The sequence below is a fragment of the Labilibaculum sp. genome (assembly GCF_963664555.1).
GTDB lineage: Bacteria > Bacteroidota > Bacteroidia > Bacteroidales > Marinifilaceae > Labilibaculum.
Window position 1 is genome coordinate 1,151,364 of sequence record NZ_OY761461.1, and the last position, 20,141, is coordinate 1,171,504.

A 20,141-nucleotide genomic window follows, 5' to 3' on the forward strand; every position below is an offset into this window, starting at 1 on the left:
TTTGATTTTTGGTTGAATATATCAAGTTCATTTATTAAATTTAATATGAACAGAAATTTAAAATCGAAAATCATATGGCAAATTTAAACGTTAAATTTATGGGCTTAAATCTTAAAAATCCCATAATTGTAGGAGCATGTACTCTTTCTGCTACCGTAGAAGGAGCTCAGGAATTAGAAAGAGCTGGAGTGGCAGCAATTGTTTACAAATCTCTTTTCGAAGAGCAAATTCAAATGGAACGAGCTCAGTTAGCTGATGAGCTTGATGAGTACACAGATCGAAATGCAGAAATGACTTCCATTTTCCCTGCAATTGAGCATGCTGGTGCCAAGGCTCATATCATGAGGTTGTCTGAAGTTAAGAAGGCGGTTAGCATTCCTGTAATTGCCAGTTTAAATTGTATTTACGATGTTACCTGGTTCGATTACGCCAAACAATTGGAAGATGCCGGGGTGGATGCTTTGGAATTGAATTTTTATCAAATGCCTGGTGATGTTAATAAGAGCGCATCACAAATGGAAGATGAAAAAGTGAAAATTGTTAAAACCCTTAACGAGAGATTGTCAATTCCTTTTTGTATTAAATTAAGTCCATATTATACAAACACATTAAATTTTGTGAATCGTTTAGATCAGGCAGGAGCCTCTGCATTTGTATTGTTTAATCGATTATTTCAACCGGAAATTGATATTCACACAGAGCGTCATGTCACGAATTTTAATTTGAGCCATCAGGGAGATTATAAATTGGGATTGCGTTATGTTGGTTTGTTACATAAGAAGATTGCCGGAGGATTGTGTGGTTCTAATGGAATTTATACTTACGAAGATGTATTGCAAATGCTATTGAGTGGTGCTGATATTGTTCAGATGGTGAGTGCACTGTACAAGAATAATCCTTCCTACATCACACAAGTTCTTTCGGAATTGGAGCAGTGGATGGATAAAAAAGGATACAAAAGTATCGACGAATTCAGAGGTAAATTGTCAGATATTGAATTAAAAGCTTCTGATATTTATTACAGAGCACAATATCTGGATTTTATTCTTCACCCTGAAGAAATAATTAATAAGTATCCAATGAGATAAATGTTTGATAATTTGATGAAATGAGGATGTCTCATAGCAAAGTAGACATCCTCTTTTTCATGATCTTTTGTTTTTTTGAGATTAAACTGCCTTATACTGCTTATTTGTTTTTGGAAGTCTTTTTTACCTCCAATATGCAAAACAGAGGTTTTATATAGAGGAAATAGGACTTCAAAAGAATTAAGAAAGGCCGTTAGGCCACTTTTCTACTATTCATTTTCTTAAGATTTATGGCTAGAGCCAATAATCCCATTTCGATTTCTACTTTTTCTTTGCCACGAAGTAAAAATCGTTTAAATCCTTTATTGTGTTTAAGGTTACCAAAAGCGGCCTCTACATCAACCGGTCTTTGACTCCTGTGCTTCAATCCTTCTTCTGAGGTTAAATGTTCTCGTGCTTTACTTCTTAATTCGTTGAGTCGGTGATTAATCTGAATCGTTCGATTACCTTTTGCTTTGTGACACATCCCCCTAAGTGGGCATCCGTTACAGTTTTGAGCTTGATAAACATGGATTGTCTTAAAATGACCGGCTTGGCTTTTTTCCTTTTTTATCTTCTTAAGATTCATTACTTGTCCCATTGGGCAGTAGTAAATATCCTGTTTAGAGTCGTAGAATAAATTGTTGGGGTGAAACTCGCAATAAGTTTTGGCTCCCTTCTTTTGTTCTTTATGAAAGTAATTGTATTTCACAAAAGAGGTTAATCCTTCCGCTTCAAGAAATTCATAATTCTCCTCAGACCCATAACCGGAATCTGCACATACGCTGTTTAGTTTGTCTGGATACAACTGTTGAACCTCTTTCATATGAGGTATAAAGGTTTTTGTATCGGTTGGATTATTATGGTTTGAATAATTTACAATGAATTGATTTTGTGTGCTAAACTGCAGGTTATATCCTGGTTTTAGCTGACCATTTTGCATATAGTCATCCTTCATTCGCATAAAGGTTGCATCCGGATCCGTTTTTGAATAACTATTTCGCTCTTCCAATATCTTTAGCTTTTGCTCGTTTTTTCGGAGATTATCAGCATAATTCTTCTTGGCATAGTTGAGTTGCCGGCGTTTCTTAGCATCCACTTTCTTATCCCTCAAGGCCTCATTAATTGTCTCAATGGTCTGCTCTATTTTTTCTGGATCAACATCACTTAAATCGGGCTTACTTACATTTGCTAAATCCGATTTGGCTACCTGCTCTGTATAATCCCAAAGTTCCCCCAACCGATCCTTCATGCGTTGGATATTCTTTTGAATGGCTTTACCCCAAACAAACGAAAACTTATTTGCATTGGCCTCGATCTTGGTGCCATCGACATATATGGTTTGTAGATCAATATGTCCGGAATCTACCAGTAACAGGACTACTTGACTGAACACTTCCTTTAAAACACCTTTTAATCGACTGCTTCTAAAGCGGGCAATCGTATTGTGATCTGGCTTTTGCATCCCTGACAACCACATGAAATGTACATTTTCTGATGCCGCCTGCTCTATTTTTCGAGAGGAATATACATTACACAAATAGGAATAAACTAATAACTTAAGCATCATTTTGGGATGATAGGCCTTTGCTCCCGTATAACTGTATTTTTCAAGGATACGATCTATCTGGACACCATCAATAATACTGCTGATGGTACGAACAGGGTGTTCAGATGATATGAAATCCGAGAGAGAAGGCGGAAAAAGAATCATCTGGTTTTGATGATAGGCTTTGAAATGAGATTTTTGAGGGACTAATTTCATATCTCTAAAATAAGAAATCAGTGATAAATATAAAAAACTATAAAACGAAAAAGAGACTATCTCATTTGAGACAGCCTCTTTTTTATTGAATATCCTTTCGTTGAAGAGTGTGTAAATTCGCTGCAAACGTTTGAAAAATTAAAGTCTAAATCATTTGAAAAAAGACAGTTAGATTGTCAGTCCTTTACTTCTTTTTTAAAAAAAAGAACATTACTTTTGTGTACAATTTTCAAGGCGTATTTTAGGATAAGGTCATGTAAATTTAAATTTTTGAAGATTATAAGTTAATATATAATTGTTATTGAGTGCTTTAATTTATTGCATGAAAATAACATTAAAACTAAAAAGCGATAATTATGAGTACTAAGTACGTTTATACTTTTGGTGACGGTAAAGCCGAAGGTAAAGCAGACATGAAGAATTTGCTTGGAGGTAAGGGTGCTAACCTTGCTGAAATGAACCTAATTGGTGTTCCAGTTCCTGCTGGTTTCACTATTACTACTGATGTTTGTACTGATTACAACAAGCTTGGAAAAGATGCTGTTGTAGCAATGATCAAAGAGCAAGTTGAAGCAGCTGTGAAAGATACAGAGCTTGCAATGAACGCTAAGTTTGATGCTAAAGATGGTTCTTTCCCATTGTTATTATCAGTTCGTTCTGGTGCTCGTGCTTCTATGCCAGGTATGATGAACACTGTTCTTAACCTAGGTATGAATGATGAAACAGTAAAAGTTATTGCTGAAAAATCAGGAAACGAAAAATTTGCTTACGATTCATATCGTCGTTTCATCCACATGTATGGTGATGTAGTAATGGGTGTTGAGGCTGAAGAAGGTCATCACAATCCATTCGAAGTTGTTTTGGATGAGTTAAAAGCAGCTAAAGGTTATAAAGTTGATACAGAATTAACTGTTGAAGACCTTAAAAATCTTGTTGAAGGTTACAAAGCAGTAGTTCGTGAGCACGCTGGTGTTGATTTCCCTACTAATCCTTGGGATCAGCTTTGGGGTTCTGTTTGTGCTGTATTCGATTCCTGGAATACTGAAAGAGCTATCCTTTACCGTAGAATGGAAAATATTCCTTCTGAGTGGGGTACTGCTGTAAATGTACAAGCTATGGTATATGGTAACATGGGTGATACTTCTGCTACAGGAGTTTGTTTCTCTCGTGATGCTGCTACTGGTGAAGACCAATTTAACGGTGAGTATTTGATCAATGCACAGGGTGAAGATGTTGTGTCAGGTGTTCGTACTCCTCTTGAAATTACTAAAATTGGATCATTGCGTTGGGCTGAGCGTAACGGTACTTCTGAAGAAGTTCGTCAGGCTGAATTCCTTTCTATGGAAGAAGCTATGCCGGAATTATATAATGAGTTGAATACAATTCAGCAAAAATTAGAAGATCATTATTCTGATATGCAGGATATGGAGTTCACCATTCAGGATGGTAAACTTTGGATGTTGCAAACCCGTAATGGTAAGCGTACTGGAGCAGCTATGGTAAAAATGGCTGTTGATATGTTAGCTCAAGGTATGATTGATGAGAAAACAGCAATTTTACGTCAGGAGCCTAACAAATTGGATGAATTACTTCACCCGGTATTTGAGCAGTCAGCTATTGATGCTGCAAAAGAACTTTCTAAAGGTCTTCCAGCTTCTCCAGGTGCTGCTACCGGTCAAATCGTATTTTCTGCTGAAGCTGCTGAAGAGTGGGCTGCTGCAGGTAAAAAAGTAATTTTAGTACGTCGTGAAACTTCTCCGGAAGATTTGAAAGGTATGTACGCTGCTGAAGGTATTCTTACTGAGCGTGGTGGTATGACTTCTCACGCTGCTGTAGTTGCCCGTGGTATGGGTAAATGTTGTATTTCTTCTGCTGCTGGTGTTTTGGTAACAGGAAAATCAATGACTATCAACGGTGTTGATTTCAAAGAAGGTGATTTCATCTCGTTGAATGGTACTACGGGTAAAGTTTACGAAGGTAAAGTTGCTACTATCACTCCTTCTTTGGATGGTGATTTTGGTAAGTTGATGGAAGTTGCAGAGAATAACACTCGTATGTACGTTCGTACCAACGCTGATACTCCTGCTGATGCTAAAGCTGCCCGTGAATTCGGAGCTAAAGGTATTGGTCTTTGTCGTACAGAGCACATGTTCTTCGAAGGCGATAAGATCTGGAAAATGCGTGAGATGATTCTTGCTGAAAATGTTGAAGGTCGTAAAGCTGCTTTGGCTAAATTACTTCCTGTTCAAAGAGAAGATTTCTCTGGAATTTTGGAAGCTATGGACGGTTTTGGTGTAACTATCCGTTTACTGGATCCACCATTGCACGAGTTTACTCCTAACGATGAAGCTTCTCAAATCGAAATGGCTGAAAAATTAGGTATCGATGTATCTATCGTGAAAGCAAAAGTTGAGTCTCTGCACGAATTCAACCCAATGTTAGGTCACAGAGGTTGTCGTTTAGGTAACACTTATCCTGAAATCACTGAAATGCAGGCTCGTGCAATTATCGAAGCTGCTTGTGATTTGAAAGCTAAAGGATGTAATCCTAAGCCAGAGATCATGGTTCCATTAATCGGAACTTTGAAAGAATTCCAAATGCAGGAAGCAATCATCAGAGAGACTGCAGCTGCTGTTTTCGCTGAGAAAGGTGTTGAAGTTGATTTCTTAGTAGGTACTATGATCGAGATTCCTCGTGCAGCTCTTACTGCTGATGCAATTGCTGAATATGCTGAATTCTTCTCTTTTGGAACAAATGACTTGACTCAAATGGGATTCGGTTATTCTCGTGACGATGCTGGTAAATTCTTACCAATCTATATTGAAAAAGGTATCTTGAAGCACGATCCTTTCCAAGTATTGGATCAGGAAGGTATCGGTCAATTGGTACGTATGGGTTGTGAAAAAGGAAAATCTACTCGTCCTGATATCAAATTAGGTATCTGTGGTGAGCATGGTGGTGAGCCATCTTCTGTTGAGTTCTGTAACTCAGTAGGTATGGATTACGTTTCTTGTTCTCCTTTCCGTGTGCCTATTGCACGTTTAGCTGCTGCTCAAGCAAACTTGAAGCAAAACTAAGAGAATTATATTCTCAATATATAGAAAGGCTGTCCCTCGGGGCAGCCTTTCGTGTTTTATGGTATTCTTATAGTTACAAGCCAAGCTAGTCATCCTCTGGCATACCTAGTCACCATTGTTAATTTGTGACTTGATTCTGAAAGAACTGATTTGTAAAATGAGTTTTGATATTAATTTGGTGTAAATCAGCAAGTAAGATGCTCGGTTTCATCAATAAAAAGAAAAGCTTGCCTCAAATGAAGCAAGCTTAGTTGTTTATTGAAGTTAATGGTTTAATCTAATTTTGGAGCAATAGTAATAAAACTAAGCAATTGAATGTTATTGATATCCGAGTAATCGTATTGGAACAAGCCTTCCGGAGATATTAAAACTAAAATTGAACCCAAAGGAATAACGTCATAAGGAGTCATGTCAGAGTACACTTTCACTAAATTGGAACCTAAGTTTAAGGGATCCGATGCATCGTAAATTTTTAATCCGGCAGTTCCATCACAAACAAACAGCACATCATCATCAATTCCCAAACCATAAGGATTTTCCATGCTGTATGATTTTAGCAATGTGGGAGCGGTAATATCACTCAAGTCGACAACATCCAACTGACTCGAGTTTTGGCCGCAGAAATTTCCTGCTCGTAAAGTGATGTATGCATAGTTACCCTCAACAACAACAGGGTCGCAACTCATAAAATGAGAATATTGAGATACTAATTGTGGTGCAAATGGGTTTGTGATATCAAAAATATACATTCCATTTCTAGCTCCTATATATAGGTTTGATTCATAGACAAATAATGTTTCCATTCCCCAGCCAACGTTTAGTGTGCCGTTTTTCGATATTTGATCCGGATTAGAGATATCAAACAATCGAAGTGATGAGCTGGAGTCAAGCGTATAAAGAGTGTTCGAATTTATCATGAATTTAGCCATAGAGCCGGCTTTTCCTGTTCCTCCAGCGGAGGCTTTTGCACCATTCGACATAGATGCTTCTGAGAACATGATATCATCATAGTAAGGATAGTATTTAGGCTCTACGTACTTTTCGCTGATTCTTTTCACTTTCCAACCAACTACGACACCTTTTTCAGGATCAATTTGCCCAATTTGATAATTATTGTCGGTTGGTGGTAATGAAAACGGGAAAATATCGGCGAATCGTTTTTCTATTGAAATGGCATTGATATCACTGATATCTATAGCTATTAAATCGGTGTAGGAGTCAGCATAAAGAATATCATCTTTTATGGCCATGTCGATGTTCCCCGGAATAGAAATGAATTTTGAGTTTATTGGTTTTGTAGGATCTGAATTATCGATAACATGAATTCCTTCGAATTTCTCATTTACTAAAATATAATCCTGATAGAAATAGATTTTTCCGGTAACCAGCATTTCCTTGGTACTTTCTGTCTTAACAGCATTCTTAAATTCCTCAGTTGGCATATAGACTGGTTCATTTATTGTGTATTCATGCTCTAATTTATCTTCGCAAGACCAAATTCCTGCACATAATAAAATAAGCACTGATAGGAAGGTGAAATATTTTGTAGTTTTCATGTGAATTTATTTAAAATCGGTTTAGTGGTTTGTTTTATTTCATGATGCAAATTGATTCAGAGGGTTGCGTTCTTCTATTTCATTTTTATTGTTTTATTCAACGCAACCATTACCGTGATGCATCATCAATAAAAAAAAACAAAACCATGATTATGAAGACTCCTAACGTATTAATTAAGCCAATTTTAATAATGGCTCTTGTTATATTATCTGTTGCCGGAACAATGGCACAGAGAAATGTAGATGTAGTTACCTTAAAAAATGGTAATGTTCTGAAAGGAAAAATTGTCAGACAAGTTCCTGGTGAATTTATTGAACTGGAAACCAGAGATAAGAATTTTTGGCAGTTCGATATGGAAGATATTTCGGATATACGCTTTGAGGCTAAAAGAATGCAAAAAACGGCTAAGGATAGTCTTCCCATGAAGAATGAGGGAATGTTTTATGAAGTTCGTATGGGGGCACTGGTTGGAAATAACGATAATAAAAACAATGCTCCTTTTAGTGTGTTACTATCTGGAAGCTACTTGTTTAAGAGTGGAGTGTCTTTTGGAATAGGTGGTGGCTATGAAGCGTATGATGAGGCACAAATGCCTTTGTTTGGAGAGGTTAAATACCATTCCAAGATTAAAGGAGTTAAAGCCTTTTTGTATTGTCAGTCGGGATATTCTTTTTCGTTAGATAATATTGATGGTCAAAGCTATTATTACATTACTAATGAAGATATCGATTCGAAGGGCGGTTGGTTGATTAATCCCGGAATTGGTTTTGTGTTAGGAAATAGCACTAAAACTAATTTTACTTTAAATATTGGTTATCGCTATCAAAAAATGGAGCAAAAATGGCACAATACTTACTCGGATGACATAGAATATTTAAAACAGGAAATTAATCGACTTTCTATTCATGTTGGTATAGTTTTTTAAAAAAGTACTTTGATTTTAAATCGTTTCGGTGAATGTATTTACTTTCAAAAATAAAATCAGGATGAGTCCTGATTTTTTTTATTTAGTTCTATGGATGGTAAATTTGTTCTCTATATAAGCTTCACTGCTCTTCATTTTTGTAGAAATAGATAAAATTTAATCAGTTTCTTATATCTTTGTAATTCAAAATTAGTTTAAATAAGAAATTTGGCACGAATTGTAGCGATTGATTACGGAAGAAAAAGGGTTGGATTGGCTGTTACAGACCCATTTCAGATTATTGCAAACGGTTTGGATACTGTTGCAGCAAAAGATGTATTGACTTATTTGGAGAAATATTTTCAGACAGAAGAGGTTGAATGCATTGTTGTGGGATATCCAAAGCAAATGAATAATGAGGATAGTGAATCTGTAAAATATCTAAAACCTTTTTTGGGACAATTAAAAAAGAAGTTTCCTGATATGTCAATCGAATTAATTGATGAAAGATTTACTTCGAAAATTGCTTTTCAAACAATGATCGATGGTGGCTTAGGAAAGAAAGCAAGAAGAGATAAAGCGATGATTGATAAAGTAAGTGCCACTATTATATTGCAATCGTACATGGAAACCAAAAGGAATCTGTTTTAGGATTTATTTGGATTAGATAATTAGAGAGAGAAAAAGAATGATTTTACCGATTACTATTTACGGTCATCCGGTTTTAAGGAAGGTCGCCAAAGATATTGATAAGGATTATCCTGAATTACAGAAATTTATGGATGACATGTGGCAAACCATGTATTTTGCCGACGGAGTTGGTCTTGCTGCACCACAAGTTGGGCGGTCTATCCGAATGTTTGTACTCGATTGCTCTTCCTTTGCCGAAGATGAACCCGAATTGGAAGGTTTTAAGAAAATGTTTATCAATGCAAAAATTACCGAACGTACAGGTGATGAATGGTCAATGTCTGAAGGATGTTTGAGTATTCCTGGCATAAACGAAGATGTTGTACGTCCCGAAACCATCAAAATTGAGTATTACGATGAGAATTGGGAATTTCATGAAGAGGAGTATTCAGGTTATGCGGCCCGGGTTATTCAACATGAGTATGATCATTTGGATGGAATCATGTTTACAGATCATTGTGCACCTCTAAAAAAGAGATTATTAAAAGGAAAGTTAACGGGTATATCGAAAGGAATTTTTAAAGCTAAATATCGATTTACACTCGCAAAATAATTTCAAAACCTTACCATCTCGGTAGGGTTTTTTTATTTGGAAACGGTTTGTTTATATTTTCAGGGAAATCCTGAAAAAAGGATTTCTGCTGCCGAATATTTATAATTTAATTAAACAAATTTGGGAAACCTCCGTATTAGCAGATGTTGATGGATAAACTCACTTAAATCTCTTATGATGAAAAAATTATTACTACTATTTATTTTATTTGTTCCATTTTTAGGTCAATCGCAGGATATTGAACAATTTCTGTTGGCGGGAACAGAAGATGCATCTAAATTGACTGAAAATTATGTGAATCCGGTTTCTAAAGGCTTTATGTATGGATTAAATAATGGTTGGTATTCAACAGGCCGTACTCACAAGAAATTAGGTTTTGATATCACCTTTGTTGCCAATTTGGCAAAAGTTCCAGGAAAAGACGAAGTGTTTCAATTTGTTGCAAGTGATTACTCCAACATTACTTTAGCTAATGGATCAAATGAGATTCAAACTTTGATGGGTGGAGATAATAATACAACACTTTCTGCACGAATTGAGACAGGTTCTGGGGATTTCAAGCTTACAGATTTCACTATGCCGGATGGTATTGGCAGTGATTTACCAATGAATGCAGTTCCAACAGCAACATTGCAGGTAGGAGTTGGAATTCCAGAAATTGACGCTGATTTAAAATTGAGATACCTTCCTAAAGTCGGATCATCTGACTTGGAAGTTGGAATGTTTGGTATTGGAATTCAGAAAAGCCTTACTAAAATATTGAAAATTGATAAAACTCCGGTGGATGTTTCTGCATTGATCGCTTATACCAAGCTGACAGCGGAATATGATATTCAAAGAAATTCAGGCATAAGTGGGAATGGGCAAATAATGGAATTTACAGCCAATGCTTATACCTTTCAGGCAATTGCTTCGGTGAATTTAAAATTGATTGAATTTTATGGAGCACTTGGTTACAATACTTCTAAAATGGATGTTGATATTAAGGGATCATATGATTTGGAATATACATTGGAAGGAACAGGAATGACGGTTTCGGAATCTGTTATCGATCCGGTTTCTGTTGATTTTAAAGCAAATGGTGTAAGGGCGACCATTGGAACTCGTTTAAATATGGCTTTTTTCAAAATATTCGGAGATTACACTATTCAGGAATACAATACGATTACTGCAGGAATAGCATTCAGTTTCAGGTAATTTTTTGAATTCCTGACAGCATTCTGTAAATTAGATAGATAAGCCTCTGTTCATAGAACAGGGGCTTTTGTTTTTTAAGAAGATAAGTGGTAAATTCAATTAACCATAAATTGAGTTATTAATGACTTTTAGAGAGTTGCTCCGTCAAAATCCTTTTCTTCGATTCTTACTGCCATTGATATGCGGAGTTGCGTTGTATGATATTATTGGTATTCCTCAGGTTTTGAATTGGATTCTGGTTCTATTCGGTTTTTCGGGAGTTCTTCTTTTTACCTTAATCACAAAACTTCGTAAATCTTATCCATTACGCAGTTTATTTGGTTTTTTTGTATTTGCTGTGTGTTTTGGATTTGGAAATATCCGGTACAATGACATTCAGTCCCAAATGTATCTTCCCATTTCCAAATCGAAAATTATTTTAAAAGGTAGAGTGTTGGATACACCCACTGAGAAGGGCAGGTGTTTTTCTTTTGTATTTGATGTTCAAAATATAAAAGCTTCAGATCAGTGGCAAAAAGTATCGGGTAAAACAATGATTTATCTTCAAAAGGACACGAAGGCCAAGGAGCTTGCTATTGGTGATTTGCTTGTGCTGAAGACTGAATTGCAAAGAGTCAAAAACGCCGGAAATCCATATGAATTTGATTATGCATCTTATCTAAAAACTCAACACATATTGTATTCTGCCTATACCGACTCTTTATCATGGAAACAGATAGAAAAGGGTGCAGATTTTTCAATTAAAGTACTGGCTTCAAAATGGAGGGATCAGTTACTGTCGATTTATCGGGAAAATGGAATACAAAATGAGAGTTTTGACATTCTGGCAGCTTTAACACTTGGATATAAAACCGGAATGGATCCGGAAATTAAAAAAGCTTGGGCAGATGCTGGTGCGATGCATGTCTTGGCTGTTTCGGGTTTGCATGTAGGTATAATCTATATGATTATGAATTATTTGATCCGATTTTTAGCTTGTTTCAAATACGGACGTCATTTGCAAGGCATTCTACTCTTGCTAACGCTCTGGATTTATGCGCTTTTAACTGGAATGTCCCCATCGGTAATGAGATCGGCAACCATGTTTAGTTTTATTGTGATTGGAAAAGTGCTTAAAAGAGAAGGAAGTATTTATAATTCGTTGGCGGTATCTGCATTTTTTCTGTTGTTAATCGATCCATTTTTACTTTTTACTGTGGGTTTTCAGTTTTCCTATCTGGCAGTTGTAAGTATTGTGTTTTTTCAACCTCAGTTCGAGCGGCTTATTTATGTTGGAAATCTAATTCTGAAATTATTATGGCAACTCACGACTGTTTCATTGGCTGCACAAATAGGAACATTTCCTTTGGCTATTTATTACTTTCATCAGTTTCCATCTTACTTTTTGCTTTCCGGATATATTGTTATAACTATGGCAGGGATACTGATTTACCTCTCGGCATTGTTACTTCTTTTGTCTCCGGTAAAAATTCTTTCAGAAAGTTTAGGATGGTTGTTGCGAAATCTTGTTGAAGGAATGAATTTCCTGATTGTGAAAATTCAAGCTCTGCCAGGGGCGGTTATTCGAGAATTGTCCTTAAGTCAATATCAATTACTGTTTACTTATTTTCTTCTTTTTTCATTGATTGCGCTTCTTTCATTTAAGCGGAAAAAAGCTGTTTACGCATTCATAATAATTTTAATTGGCATTCAATTACCAAATACCATTCGAATTTTTCAGGTTCCTAAAAGGGAAATGTTGGTTTTTAATTCCAGAGGTCATAGTGTTATTGGTTTGATAGAAGGAAAGCGGGGATTGTTCTTAGTTGATGGGAAAATGTCATCAGTAATAAGTGAAAGAATAATTCAGCCATTTGTTTTGAAGGAAAATATTAATCAAACAAGCTTTGATACACTAAGACCTATAGATATTAAGTTGATGGGTAAAGATGTTGTTGCCATAATCGGAAAATGGGATCATGATTTGGAGAAAATATTAAAATTGATTCAGCCAGATTATGTTGTCTTACGGTTGGGAGGTTTGCAATCTAAAAAAATGATAACAAAAGAATTTCCCAATTGTAAAATGATACTCGATGCTTCAATTTATAGCGGAGACCGGAAAAAATATCTTTCAAAGGAAAATGAGGAGGATTCGAATCTTTTTGATGTACAGAATAATGGAGCTTATTTTTGTGTTTTATCAACTGTGAATTAACTTTCATCATTGAAAGAAAAGCTTTCGGATTCTCTCTTTGATTTCATAAAGTCTTTTGGTAATTTAGAGAGATTGGCTAATTAATATTTTTTAACAAATAGCTTTAGATTTTGATTGATTATGTGTTAATTTGCCGCTTCGAATTCCATTTATTTAACGGAACAAAGTTATGAAGATTGTAATTGCTGGCGCAGGGGCAGTAGGAATACACTTGGCGAAAATGCTAAGTAATGAAGATCATGATATTATCTTATTGGATAGTGATGAAGAGAAATTAAAGGAGATTGATTCCCATTTGGATTTATTAACCATTGTAGGGTCAAGTTCATCACTAAATGATCTTAAAGAGGCTCGGGTCAAAAAAGCAGATCTTTTTATTGCTGTAACTCAATCAGAGGAGACCAATATAACATCATCTATTCTTGCTAAAAAGTTGGGTGCCATTAGAACGATTGCCCGTATTGATAATCAAGAATATTTGATTCCTGAAAATAAAGAATACCTTAAAAGTTTGGGAATTGATGAATTGATCTATCCTGAGCGATTGGCCTCGAAAGAGGTAATTAGTTATTTGTCCAGATCAGGAACACGACAATTGTATGAGTTCTCTGGTGGGAAACTTCTTTTGTATGGAATAAAAATAAGCAGCAAGTCAGTATTTATGGATAAAACCATGGCCGAAGTTGCTGAAATGACTACCAATTTGGATTTTAGAGCTGTTGCCATAAAACGTGAAGATGCAACAATCATCCCAAGAGGACACAATCGATTTTCCCGTGGCGATTTAGTTTTTGTGGTAAGCAAACCTGATGCAATGGAGAGGGTGATGAGTCTTGCTGGAAAAGAGAAATATGAAATCAAAAATGCGATGATTTTGGGAGGTAGTCGTATTGGTCAGAAAACAGCGATGGAACTGGGCAAGAAGATAAATCTTAAATTGATTGAGATTGATAAGGATAAAAGTTTGAAACTTGCTGATTTACTTCAGGATACATTGGTTATCAATGGCGATGGCCGTGATAAGGAATTGCTGAAAGAAGAAGGGATTCATAAAATGGATGCTTTTGTAGCTGTTACAGGGAATTCCGAAACGAATATTTTAGCTTGTTTGCTGGCAAAAAAAATGGGGGTGAAGAGAACCATTGCTGAGGTGGAAAATATTGATTATATCGATTTGGCTGATAATATTGGTGTTGGTACCATGATTAATAAAAAATTATTAGCTGCTAGTTACATCTATCGATTTACAATGGATGCAGATGTTCAACATTGTAAATGGCTGACTGTTTCGGAGGCCGAGGTTGTTGAATTGGTGGCTAAACCCGATTCCAAAATTACCAAGTGCATGTTAAAGGATATGGATTTCCCGGAATATGCTAATATTGGTGGAATTATAAGGGATGATGAAGGTATTATTGCAACAGGAGAGACTCAAATTCAGCCCAATGATAAGGTTGTTGTGTTTACTCTGCCTTCTGCAATCAAAAAAGTTGAAAAGCTCTTCAAATAATAGCATTAAGAACCGAATGTATTAAATTCGGTCTCTTTCTATTTCTTTTTACAACACGAATTTTAAACGATATTTTTCCTTTTTTGGAAATTGTAAAATAAGCTGGTTCGAAATGCTCAACTGGAAATTTGTTTTTTATGTGATGTCGGTTTTAATGATCGTGGAAAGTTTTTTTCTGATTATTAGTGCCACAGTGGCCTTGCTGTACGGTGAAGGAGATTCTATATATTTTGTACAATCGGCGGGTATTTGCTTTTTATTTGGGGGTATTGTATATCTCTACACAAGAGGTTGCAGCAGGGATATTGGTAAACGGGAAGCATTTTTGGTTGTAAGTTTGGTTTGGGTTGTTTTCTCTATTTTTGGAGCATTTCCATTCTTTCTGGGTGGGTATATCCCAAATTTCACCGATGCTTTTTTTGAAACCATATCTGGCTTTACCACTACTGGTGCTTCAATTGTGAATGATATAGAAGCCTTACCACATGGCATCTTATTTTGGAGATCTTTAACCCATTTATTGGGCGGAATGGGAATTTTGGTGTTGACTGTTGCTGTTCTGCCCGTTTTTGGAATTGGAGGAATGGCTATGTTTAATGCTGAGGCCGCAGGTATTACACCAGATAAATTGCATCCACGTATAAAAGAAACAGCACAACGTCTTTGGGGGATATACATGCTTTTGGTTGCAGTGGAAACCTTATTTTTGGTGTTTGGAGAAATGGATTTGTTTGATGCTGTTTGTCATTCATTCGGAACATTAGCTTCAGGTGGATTTTCTACAAAAAACGCCAGTATAGCCAATTATTCTCCCTACATCCAGTATGTGATTATTGTTTTTATGTTTTTGGCCGGAGTAAATTTTACTCTTCATTACTTTGCAATAAAAGGAAGGTTAAATAAGGTTTGGAAAAATCAGGAATTTAGAGTGTATGCTGGTTTAATTGTATTGGTAACAAGTATAATTACCTTGACCTTGGTCTATTTGGATCACGGGCCTTTTGAGAAATCGTTTCGTGATGCGTTGTTTCAAGTTACGTCAATAATAACAAGTACAGGTTTTGTGAGTGCTGACTACACACTATGGCATCCATATCTGGTGTTCCTCATTTTTGGTTTGATGTTTACAGGTGCTTGTGTTGGTTCTACATCGGGAGGAGTTAAAATTCTTCGGCATTTACTTCTGTTCAAAAACAGTATACTGGAATTTAAGCGAATGATTCATCCTTCGGCAGTATTGCCGGTTCGTTATAACAAAGAAATGGTGGGACAGGATGTGATTTCTAAAATTCTGGCTTTTGTTATTTTGTATATAATGGTTTTTTTTATTGGTTGTTTTGCGATGACACTAATTGGTTTGGATCTAATTTCGGCTATGGGTGCAGTGGCAACAACTATGGGAGGAATTGGTCCTGGATTAGGCGTTGTTGGACCCATGAATAATTTTGCTTCAGTACCGGAAGCAGGTAAATGGATACTTTCATTTTTAATGATACTAGGTAGATTAGAGTTATTCACCTTTTTAATTATTTTTATTCCTTCTTTTTGGAAGAATCAATAAACATGATTAAAAAAAACCGTAGAATTATATCTTTGGTTAAAAATTTAAGGTAATTAAAGTGGTAAAGCACAAAATAATTCTAAATATTCTAGGTAAGCTCCTGATTGGTGAAAGCTTCTTCTTGTTTTTGTCATTATTGGTTTCGCTGTTGTATCAGGAATCTGATAGCATGGCATTCGTGAAGTCCATTCTGATTACTTTTACTGTTGGAGGAATGAGTTATATGCTTTCAAAAGGTGTTGGAAAGGACCTTGGGAAACGAGAAGGCTATATTATTGTAAGCATTGTTTGGGTGGTTTTTTCAATATTTGGATGTTTGCCATATCTTTTTAGCGGAGCTATTCCGTCGGTTACTGATGCTTTTTTTGAAACAATGTCTGGTTTCACAACTACTGGTTCTTCTATACTTAATAATATTGAAGAATTGCCTCACGGGATTCTTTTTTGGCGATCACTTACTCAATGGATGGGTGGAATGGGGATCATTGTGATGTTTCTTGCAATACTTCCAACTTTGGGGATAGGAGGACGAGAATTATTTGTCGCAGAAGTCCCGGGTCCTGCGCCTGATAAATTGACTCCCAGAATTAAAGAGACTGCTCGCAATTTATGGGGATTATACATTCTGTTTACCTTCGCTGAAACGATTCTGCTTTTTATTGGTGGAATGAGTTTTTTCGATGCAATTAATCATTCGCTGACAACTATGGCCACAGGTGGTTACTCAACCAAGCAGGCCAGTGCGGGTTTCTTTACATCCCCTTATTTGCAATATGTTATTATCTTTTTCATGTTTGTGGCCGGAACTAACTTTACCCTTGCTTATGCCATGGTAACAGGAAAAGCATCAAAGGTGTTTAAGGATGAGGAGTTTCGTTTTTATGCATTGGTAGTTTTATTTTTTACCGGTATTATTACAGTTGTTTTGGTTGTTGGGGATAATTTTGGATTCGAACGGGCTTTTCGGGACAGTTTGTTCACAGTAGTTTCAATAATAACTACAACCGGTTACGCAACTGCCGACTATCTGCTTTGGACTCCATTTTTGGGAATGCTGGTTTTTGTATTGTTTTTTGTTGGAGGATCAGCTGGTTCAACAGGAGGAGGAGTAAAAGTGGTACGGATTTTATTACTTTTTAAAAATAGTTTTTACGAACTGAAGCGTTTGGTGCATCCGAATGCAGTAATTCCAATTCGTTACAATGGACATGTTGTAGATCAAAAAATAGTTACCAACATTCTGGCATTTTTTGTTTTCTATATTATCATCTTCATGATATCCTCAATATTAATGTCTTTATGGACTCCAGATATTTATTCAGCATTTAGTGCAGTGGCAACAACGCTTGGTAATATTGGCCCTGGGTTCGGGGAGGTTGGGCCAATGGAAAATTTCTTTCACCTGCCTGCATTGGCAAAATGGTTTTTATCCTTTTTAATGCTGCTGGGGCGTTTGGAATTATTTACGGTTTTAGTATTGTTTTCGCCTTCGTTTTGGAAACACTAAGTCTTTACCCCGTCCTAATTATTTTCTGTTTAGCAATTTTGTAATCTTCAATTAGTTTAGTTATGTTGTGTTTTTGGGATTCTTACTGAAGATGTTGATGTAATGTTCATGTTTAAAAATGATCATTTCGTGTAAGAATTTGAATGCTTTAACATGTTTTTGCAATTGTTTTGTTTAATTTTGATCAATATTTCGTCTTATTCATTTTGAATAACATTACAATTAAAAATTTATGAAGAACATTACAGAGTACAATCATCTAATTGAGAAAGAGATGGCAAAATACAGGCAGGATACGCGGAAAATTCTTGAGCAATTTGAAAATAAATTTAACAAGGGAAGTATTGTTGCAACTCACCATTTTAACAATGCAAGTCCCGAGTTAATAAGTTTGGTAAAATCAGAGCTCGAAGAAGCGGGATTCAGACCCGAACTGATAGGTAATAAGCCAGATGGTCATGTAGCTCTTCGTGTTAGTTTACTGAGATCATCAGAACTTGCGGCTTTCAAATAATCACAAAAAACAATGTCATCAATATTCTGTTGATGACATTGTTTTTTTAAGTCTGATTTATTCTTATAGTATAAGCTCACCAATTCCCGGGCGAATAATTTCAAAGGAGTCAGTAGTGCAGTCAACAATCGTAGAAGCAGTGTTTCTGCCGTAACCTCCATCAATAATAAGATCAACTTGCTTGTTGTATTTCTCGTGAATTAATTCAGGATCTGTTGTGTATTCAACAACTTCATCCGGATCATGAATTGAGGTTGTTAATATTGGATTTCCTAATTCCTCAACAATACTTAATGGAATGTAATGATCAGGCACACGAATACCAACAGTTTTCTTTTTACTCTTGAACAATTTGGGAACATTACTGCTTGCCTGCAGTATAAATGTGAAGGCTCCTGGTAAATTCTTCTTCATCATTTTAAAGGTGGTATTGTCAACTTTGGCATACTCAGACAAGTTGCTCAAACTACTGCAGATTAATGAGAAATTTGCTTGTTCAGCATGAATTCCTTTTAAAGCAGCAATCTTTTGTATGGCTTTATTGTTGTTAATGTCACAGCCAATAGCATAGACGGTATCAGTTGGGTAGATGATAATTCCGCCATCCTTTAAAATGTCAGCAATTTTCCTGAATTCCCGATGATTGGGGTTGTCAGGATACAATTTTAAAAGCATTTGTAGTGGTTTTGGGTTATTATGGAGGATAAAGATAAAAGATTCTTTGAAATAGCTAATGTACTGAAGCCTATTTATTTTGTTCCTTGAATGGGAAAGAGGCGGGGATACCGGCTGGATTTAGATTTGGCACAAACAAAAAAAGGAGTGCTTAAGCACTCCTAAATTATAATATCATGTAAAGCTTACCCATTTAGTTTGTTGTAATCAGCAAGGAATTGCTCCAAACCTTTATCAGTTAAAGGGTGATTTAGCAGACCTGTAATGGCACTAAGCGGACTGGTTGTAACATCAGCACCAGCTTCGATACATTGAACCATGTGCATGGTGTGACGAACCGATGCAGCCAGAACCTGAGTTTCGAAACCATAGTAGCTGTTCATATCTACAATTTGACGAATTAAGTCAATACCATCAGTACAAATATCATCCAAACGGCCAACAAAAGGAGATACATATGTTGCTCCCGCTTTAGCTGCCAACAATGCCTGACCTACTGAGAATATCAAGGTACAGTTAGTTCTGATATCCTGTGAGCTTAGGTATTTTACTGCTTTAATACCATTTTTGGTACAAGGAACTTTCACAACAATTTGTGGATGAAGAGCGGCTAATTCCAAGCCTTCAGAAATCATTCCTTCAAAATCGGTTGCAATAACCTCAGCACTTACATCACCATCTACAATTTCGCAAATATCAACATAGTGCTTTTTGATGTTTACTTCCCCTTTAATCCCCTCCTTAGCCATAAGAGATGGGTTAGTGGTAACGCCGTCAAGGATTCCTAAATCCTGCGCTTCTTTAATCTGATCAAGATTTGCTGTGTCGATAAAAAACTTCATTTTACGATTTTTAGTTTGTTATTTGTTCAAAACGAAAATACACTAATTTCTTTTACATACAAAGAATAGCATATGTTTTGAACTCAAGAAATAAAACATAGAGACGCGAAACTATTTTCGCATCATAGAGATTCGAAAAACATGAAGTTGGTGGGGGTAAAAAAAGAGCCGATGGAGGGATTCGAACCCACGACCTGCTGATTACAAATCAGCTGCTCTGACCAACTGAGCTACATCGGCGTTTTGTTATTTTTAGAAGGTAAAACGATCCTTCAAATAATCTTGTAAAGAACGAAAACAAGCCCGGAAGCTTTTGTTATAATTTTAATTTGAGCCATTGATGAGAATTGAACTCATGACCTCTTCCTTACCAAGGAAGCGCTCTACCCCTGAGCTACAACGGCAGTAATAAAATAAAAGGAGATTATCTTCCTTAAATTGAGCCGATGGAGGGATTCGAACCCACGACCTGCTGATTACAAATCAGCTGCTCTGACCAACTGAGCTACATCGGCGTTTTGTTAT

Annotated in this window: 15 protein-coding genes and 3 tRNA genes; 11 read left to right on the forward strand and 7 right to left on the reverse strand. The window is 36.2% G+C overall.

Features of this window, described 5'->3' with window-relative positions; all coding sequences use genetic code 11:
* The first annotated feature begins 74 nt into the window (after positions 1-74).
* The gene (locus tag ACKU4N_RS04620) at positions 75-1,088 is read left to right on the forward strand and encodes a dihydroorotate dehydrogenase-like protein (protein WP_321321046.1); all 1,014 of its coding nucleotides are present in this window, start codon (positions 75-77) and stop codon (positions 1,086-1,088) included.
* A 193-nt stretch (positions 1,089-1,281) separates the two neighbouring features.
* Here ACKU4N_RS04620 and ACKU4N_RS04625 read toward each other — a convergent pair whose 3' ends face one another.
* Positions 1,282-2,832 carry an IS1182 family transposase gene (locus ACKU4N_RS04625; protein ID WP_156197454.1) on the reverse strand — a complete coding sequence of 517 codons (1,551 nt, stop codon included), beginning with the start codon at positions 2,830-2,832 and terminating at the stop codon, positions 1,282-1,284.
* A 356-nt stretch (positions 2,833-3,188) separates the two neighbouring features.
* Here ACKU4N_RS04625 and ppdK point away from each other — a divergent pair, with 356 nt between their 5' ends.
* Positions 3,189-5,909, forward strand: a complete 2,721-nt coding sequence (ppdK, locus tag ACKU4N_RS04630) for a pyruvate, phosphate dikinase (RefSeq protein WP_321321048.1) — start codon at positions 3,189-3,191, stop codon at positions 5,907-5,909.
* A gap of 272 nt (positions 5,910-6,181) precedes the next feature.
* Here the strand turns inward: ppdK and ACKU4N_RS04635 are convergent, their stop codons facing one another.
* Positions 6,182-7,465 (reverse strand): LVIVD repeat-containing protein, encoded by a 1,284-nt coding sequence (locus tag ACKU4N_RS04635; protein WP_321321050.1) that lies wholly within the window; start codon positions 7,463-7,465, stop codon positions 6,182-6,184.
* A 152-nt stretch (positions 7,466-7,617) separates the two neighbouring features.
* Here ACKU4N_RS04635 and ACKU4N_RS04640 point away from each other — a divergent pair, with 152 nt between their 5' ends.
* From ACKU4N_RS04640 to ACKU4N_RS04680, 9 genes are all read left to right on the forward strand, one after another.
* Positions 7,618-8,391, forward strand: a complete 774-nt coding sequence (locus ACKU4N_RS04640; RefSeq protein ID WP_321321052.1) for a hypothetical protein — start codon at positions 7,618-7,620, stop codon at positions 8,389-8,391.
* 207 nt (positions 8,392-8,598) lie between these two features.
* The gene (gene ruvX, locus ACKU4N_RS04645; protein WP_321321054.1) at positions 8,599-9,021 is read left to right on the forward strand and encodes a Holliday junction resolvase RuvX; all 423 of its coding nucleotides are present in this window, start codon (positions 8,599-8,601) and stop codon (positions 9,019-9,021) included.
* A 37-nt stretch (positions 9,022-9,058) separates the two neighbouring features.
* Positions 9,059-9,613: a peptide deformylase gene (def, locus tag ACKU4N_RS04650; protein WP_321321057.1), complete on the forward strand. Its 555-nt coding sequence runs from the start codon at positions 9,059-9,061 to the stop codon at positions 9,611-9,613.
* 174 nt (positions 9,614-9,787) lie between these two features.
* The gene (locus ACKU4N_RS04655; protein ID WP_321321059.1) at positions 9,788-10,810 is read left to right on the forward strand and encodes a DUF6588 family protein; all 1,023 of its coding nucleotides are present in this window, start codon (positions 9,788-9,790) and stop codon (positions 10,808-10,810) included.
* A 121-nt stretch (positions 10,811-10,931) separates the two neighbouring features.
* Positions 10,932-13,007, forward strand: coding sequence for a ComEC/Rec2 family competence protein (locus ACKU4N_RS04660; RefSeq protein ID WP_321321061.1), 2,076 nt, complete (start codon positions 10,932-10,934; stop codon positions 13,005-13,007).
* A 169-nt stretch (positions 13,008-13,176) separates the two neighbouring features.
* Entirely contained in the window at positions 13,177-14,517 is a 1,341-nt protein-coding gene (trkA, locus tag ACKU4N_RS04665) for a Trk system potassium transporter TrkA (RefSeq protein ID WP_321321063.1), read from the forward strand.
* Between the two features lie 112 nt (positions 14,518-14,629).
* Positions 14,630-16,078 (forward strand): TrkH family potassium uptake protein, encoded by a 1,449-nt coding sequence (locus ACKU4N_RS04670; RefSeq protein ID WP_321321064.1) that lies wholly within the window; start codon positions 14,630-14,632, stop codon positions 16,076-16,078.
* 58 nt (positions 16,079-16,136) lie between these two features.
* Complete coding sequence (locus tag ACKU4N_RS04675) at positions 16,137-17,585, forward strand: TrkH family potassium uptake protein (RefSeq protein ID WP_321321067.1); 1,449 nt, start codon at positions 16,137-16,139, stop codon at positions 17,583-17,585.
* 232 nt (positions 17,586-17,817) lie between these two features.
* Positions 17,818-18,099, forward strand: a complete 282-nt coding sequence (locus ACKU4N_RS04680; RefSeq protein ID WP_321321070.1) for a hypothetical protein — start codon at positions 17,818-17,820, stop codon at positions 18,097-18,099.
* Between the two features lie 63 nt (positions 18,100-18,162).
* Here the strand turns inward: ACKU4N_RS04680 and ACKU4N_RS04685 are convergent, their stop codons facing one another.
* From ACKU4N_RS04685 to ACKU4N_RS04705, 5 genes are all read right to left on the reverse strand, one after another.
* Positions 18,163-18,774: an L-threonylcarbamoyladenylate synthase gene (locus ACKU4N_RS04685; protein ID WP_321321072.1), complete on the reverse strand. Its 612-nt coding sequence runs from the start codon at positions 18,772-18,774 to the stop codon at positions 18,163-18,165.
* Positions 18,775-18,959: 185 nt separating this feature from the next.
* The gene (gene fsa, locus ACKU4N_RS04690) at positions 18,960-19,616 is read right to left on the reverse strand and encodes a fructose-6-phosphate aldolase (protein WP_101308812.1); all 657 of its coding nucleotides are present in this window, start codon (positions 19,614-19,616) and stop codon (positions 18,960-18,962) included.
* Between the two features lie 166 nt (positions 19,617-19,782).
* A tRNA-Thr gene (locus tag ACKU4N_RS04695) sits at positions 19,783-19,856 on the reverse strand.
* Between the two features lie 92 nt (positions 19,857-19,948).
* Positions 19,949-20,020: transfer RNA gene (locus ACKU4N_RS04700), tRNA-Thr, on the reverse strand.
* 37 nt (positions 20,021-20,057) lie between these two features.
* A tRNA-Thr gene (locus tag ACKU4N_RS04705) sits at positions 20,058-20,131 on the reverse strand.
* Positions 20,132-20,141: the final 10 nt, after the last annotated feature.

What these genes read in the sequence shown, in the direction of transcription:
- ACKU4N_RS04680 (WP_321321070.1), top strand. Translation starts at nt 17,818, where the DNA reads ATGAAGAACATTACAGAGTACAATCATCTAATTGAGAAAGAGATGGCA.
- ACKU4N_RS04655 (WP_321321059.1), top strand. Translation starts at nt 9,788, where the DNA reads ATGATGAAAAAATTATTACTACTATTTATTTTATTTGTTCCATTTTTA.
- ACKU4N_RS04685 (WP_321321072.1), bottom strand. Translation starts at nt 18,774, where the DNA reads ATGCTTTTAAAATTGTATCCTGACAACCCCAATCATCGGGAATTCAGG.
- ACKU4N_RS04660 (WP_321321061.1), top strand. Translation starts at nt 10,932, where the DNA reads ATGACTTTTAGAGAGTTGCTCCGTCAAAATCCTTTTCTTCGATTCTTA.
- trkA (WP_321321063.1), top strand. Translation starts at nt 13,177, where the DNA reads ATGAAGATTGTAATTGCTGGCGCAGGGGCAGTAGGAATACACTTGGCG.
- ACKU4N_RS04670 (WP_321321064.1), top strand. Translation starts at nt 14,630, where the DNA reads ATGCTCAACTGGAAATTTGTTTTTTATGTGATGTCGGTTTTAATGATC.
- ppdK (WP_321321048.1), top strand. Translation starts at nt 3,189, where the DNA reads ATGAGTACTAAGTACGTTTATACTTTTGGTGACGGTAAAGCCGAAGGT.
- ACKU4N_RS04635 (WP_321321050.1), bottom strand. Translation starts at nt 7,465, where the DNA reads ATGAAAACTACAAAATATTTCACCTTCCTATCAGTGCTTATTTTATTA.
- fsa (WP_101308812.1), bottom strand. Translation starts at nt 19,616, where the DNA reads ATGAAGTTTTTTATCGACACAGCAAATCTTGATCAGATTAAAGAAGCG.
- ACKU4N_RS04620 (WP_321321046.1), top strand. Translation starts at nt 75, where the DNA reads ATGGCAAATTTAAACGTTAAATTTATGGGCTTAAATCTTAAAAATCCC.
- ACKU4N_RS04640 (WP_321321052.1), top strand. Translation starts at nt 7,618, where the DNA reads ATGAAGACTCCTAACGTATTAATTAAGCCAATTTTAATAATGGCTCTT.
- ACKU4N_RS04625 (WP_156197454.1), bottom strand. Translation starts at nt 2,832, where the DNA reads ATGAAATTAGTCCCTCAAAAATCTCATTTCAAAGCCTATCATCAAAAC.
- def (WP_321321057.1), top strand. Translation starts at nt 9,059, where the DNA reads ATGATTTTACCGATTACTATTTACGGTCATCCGGTTTTAAGGAAGGTC.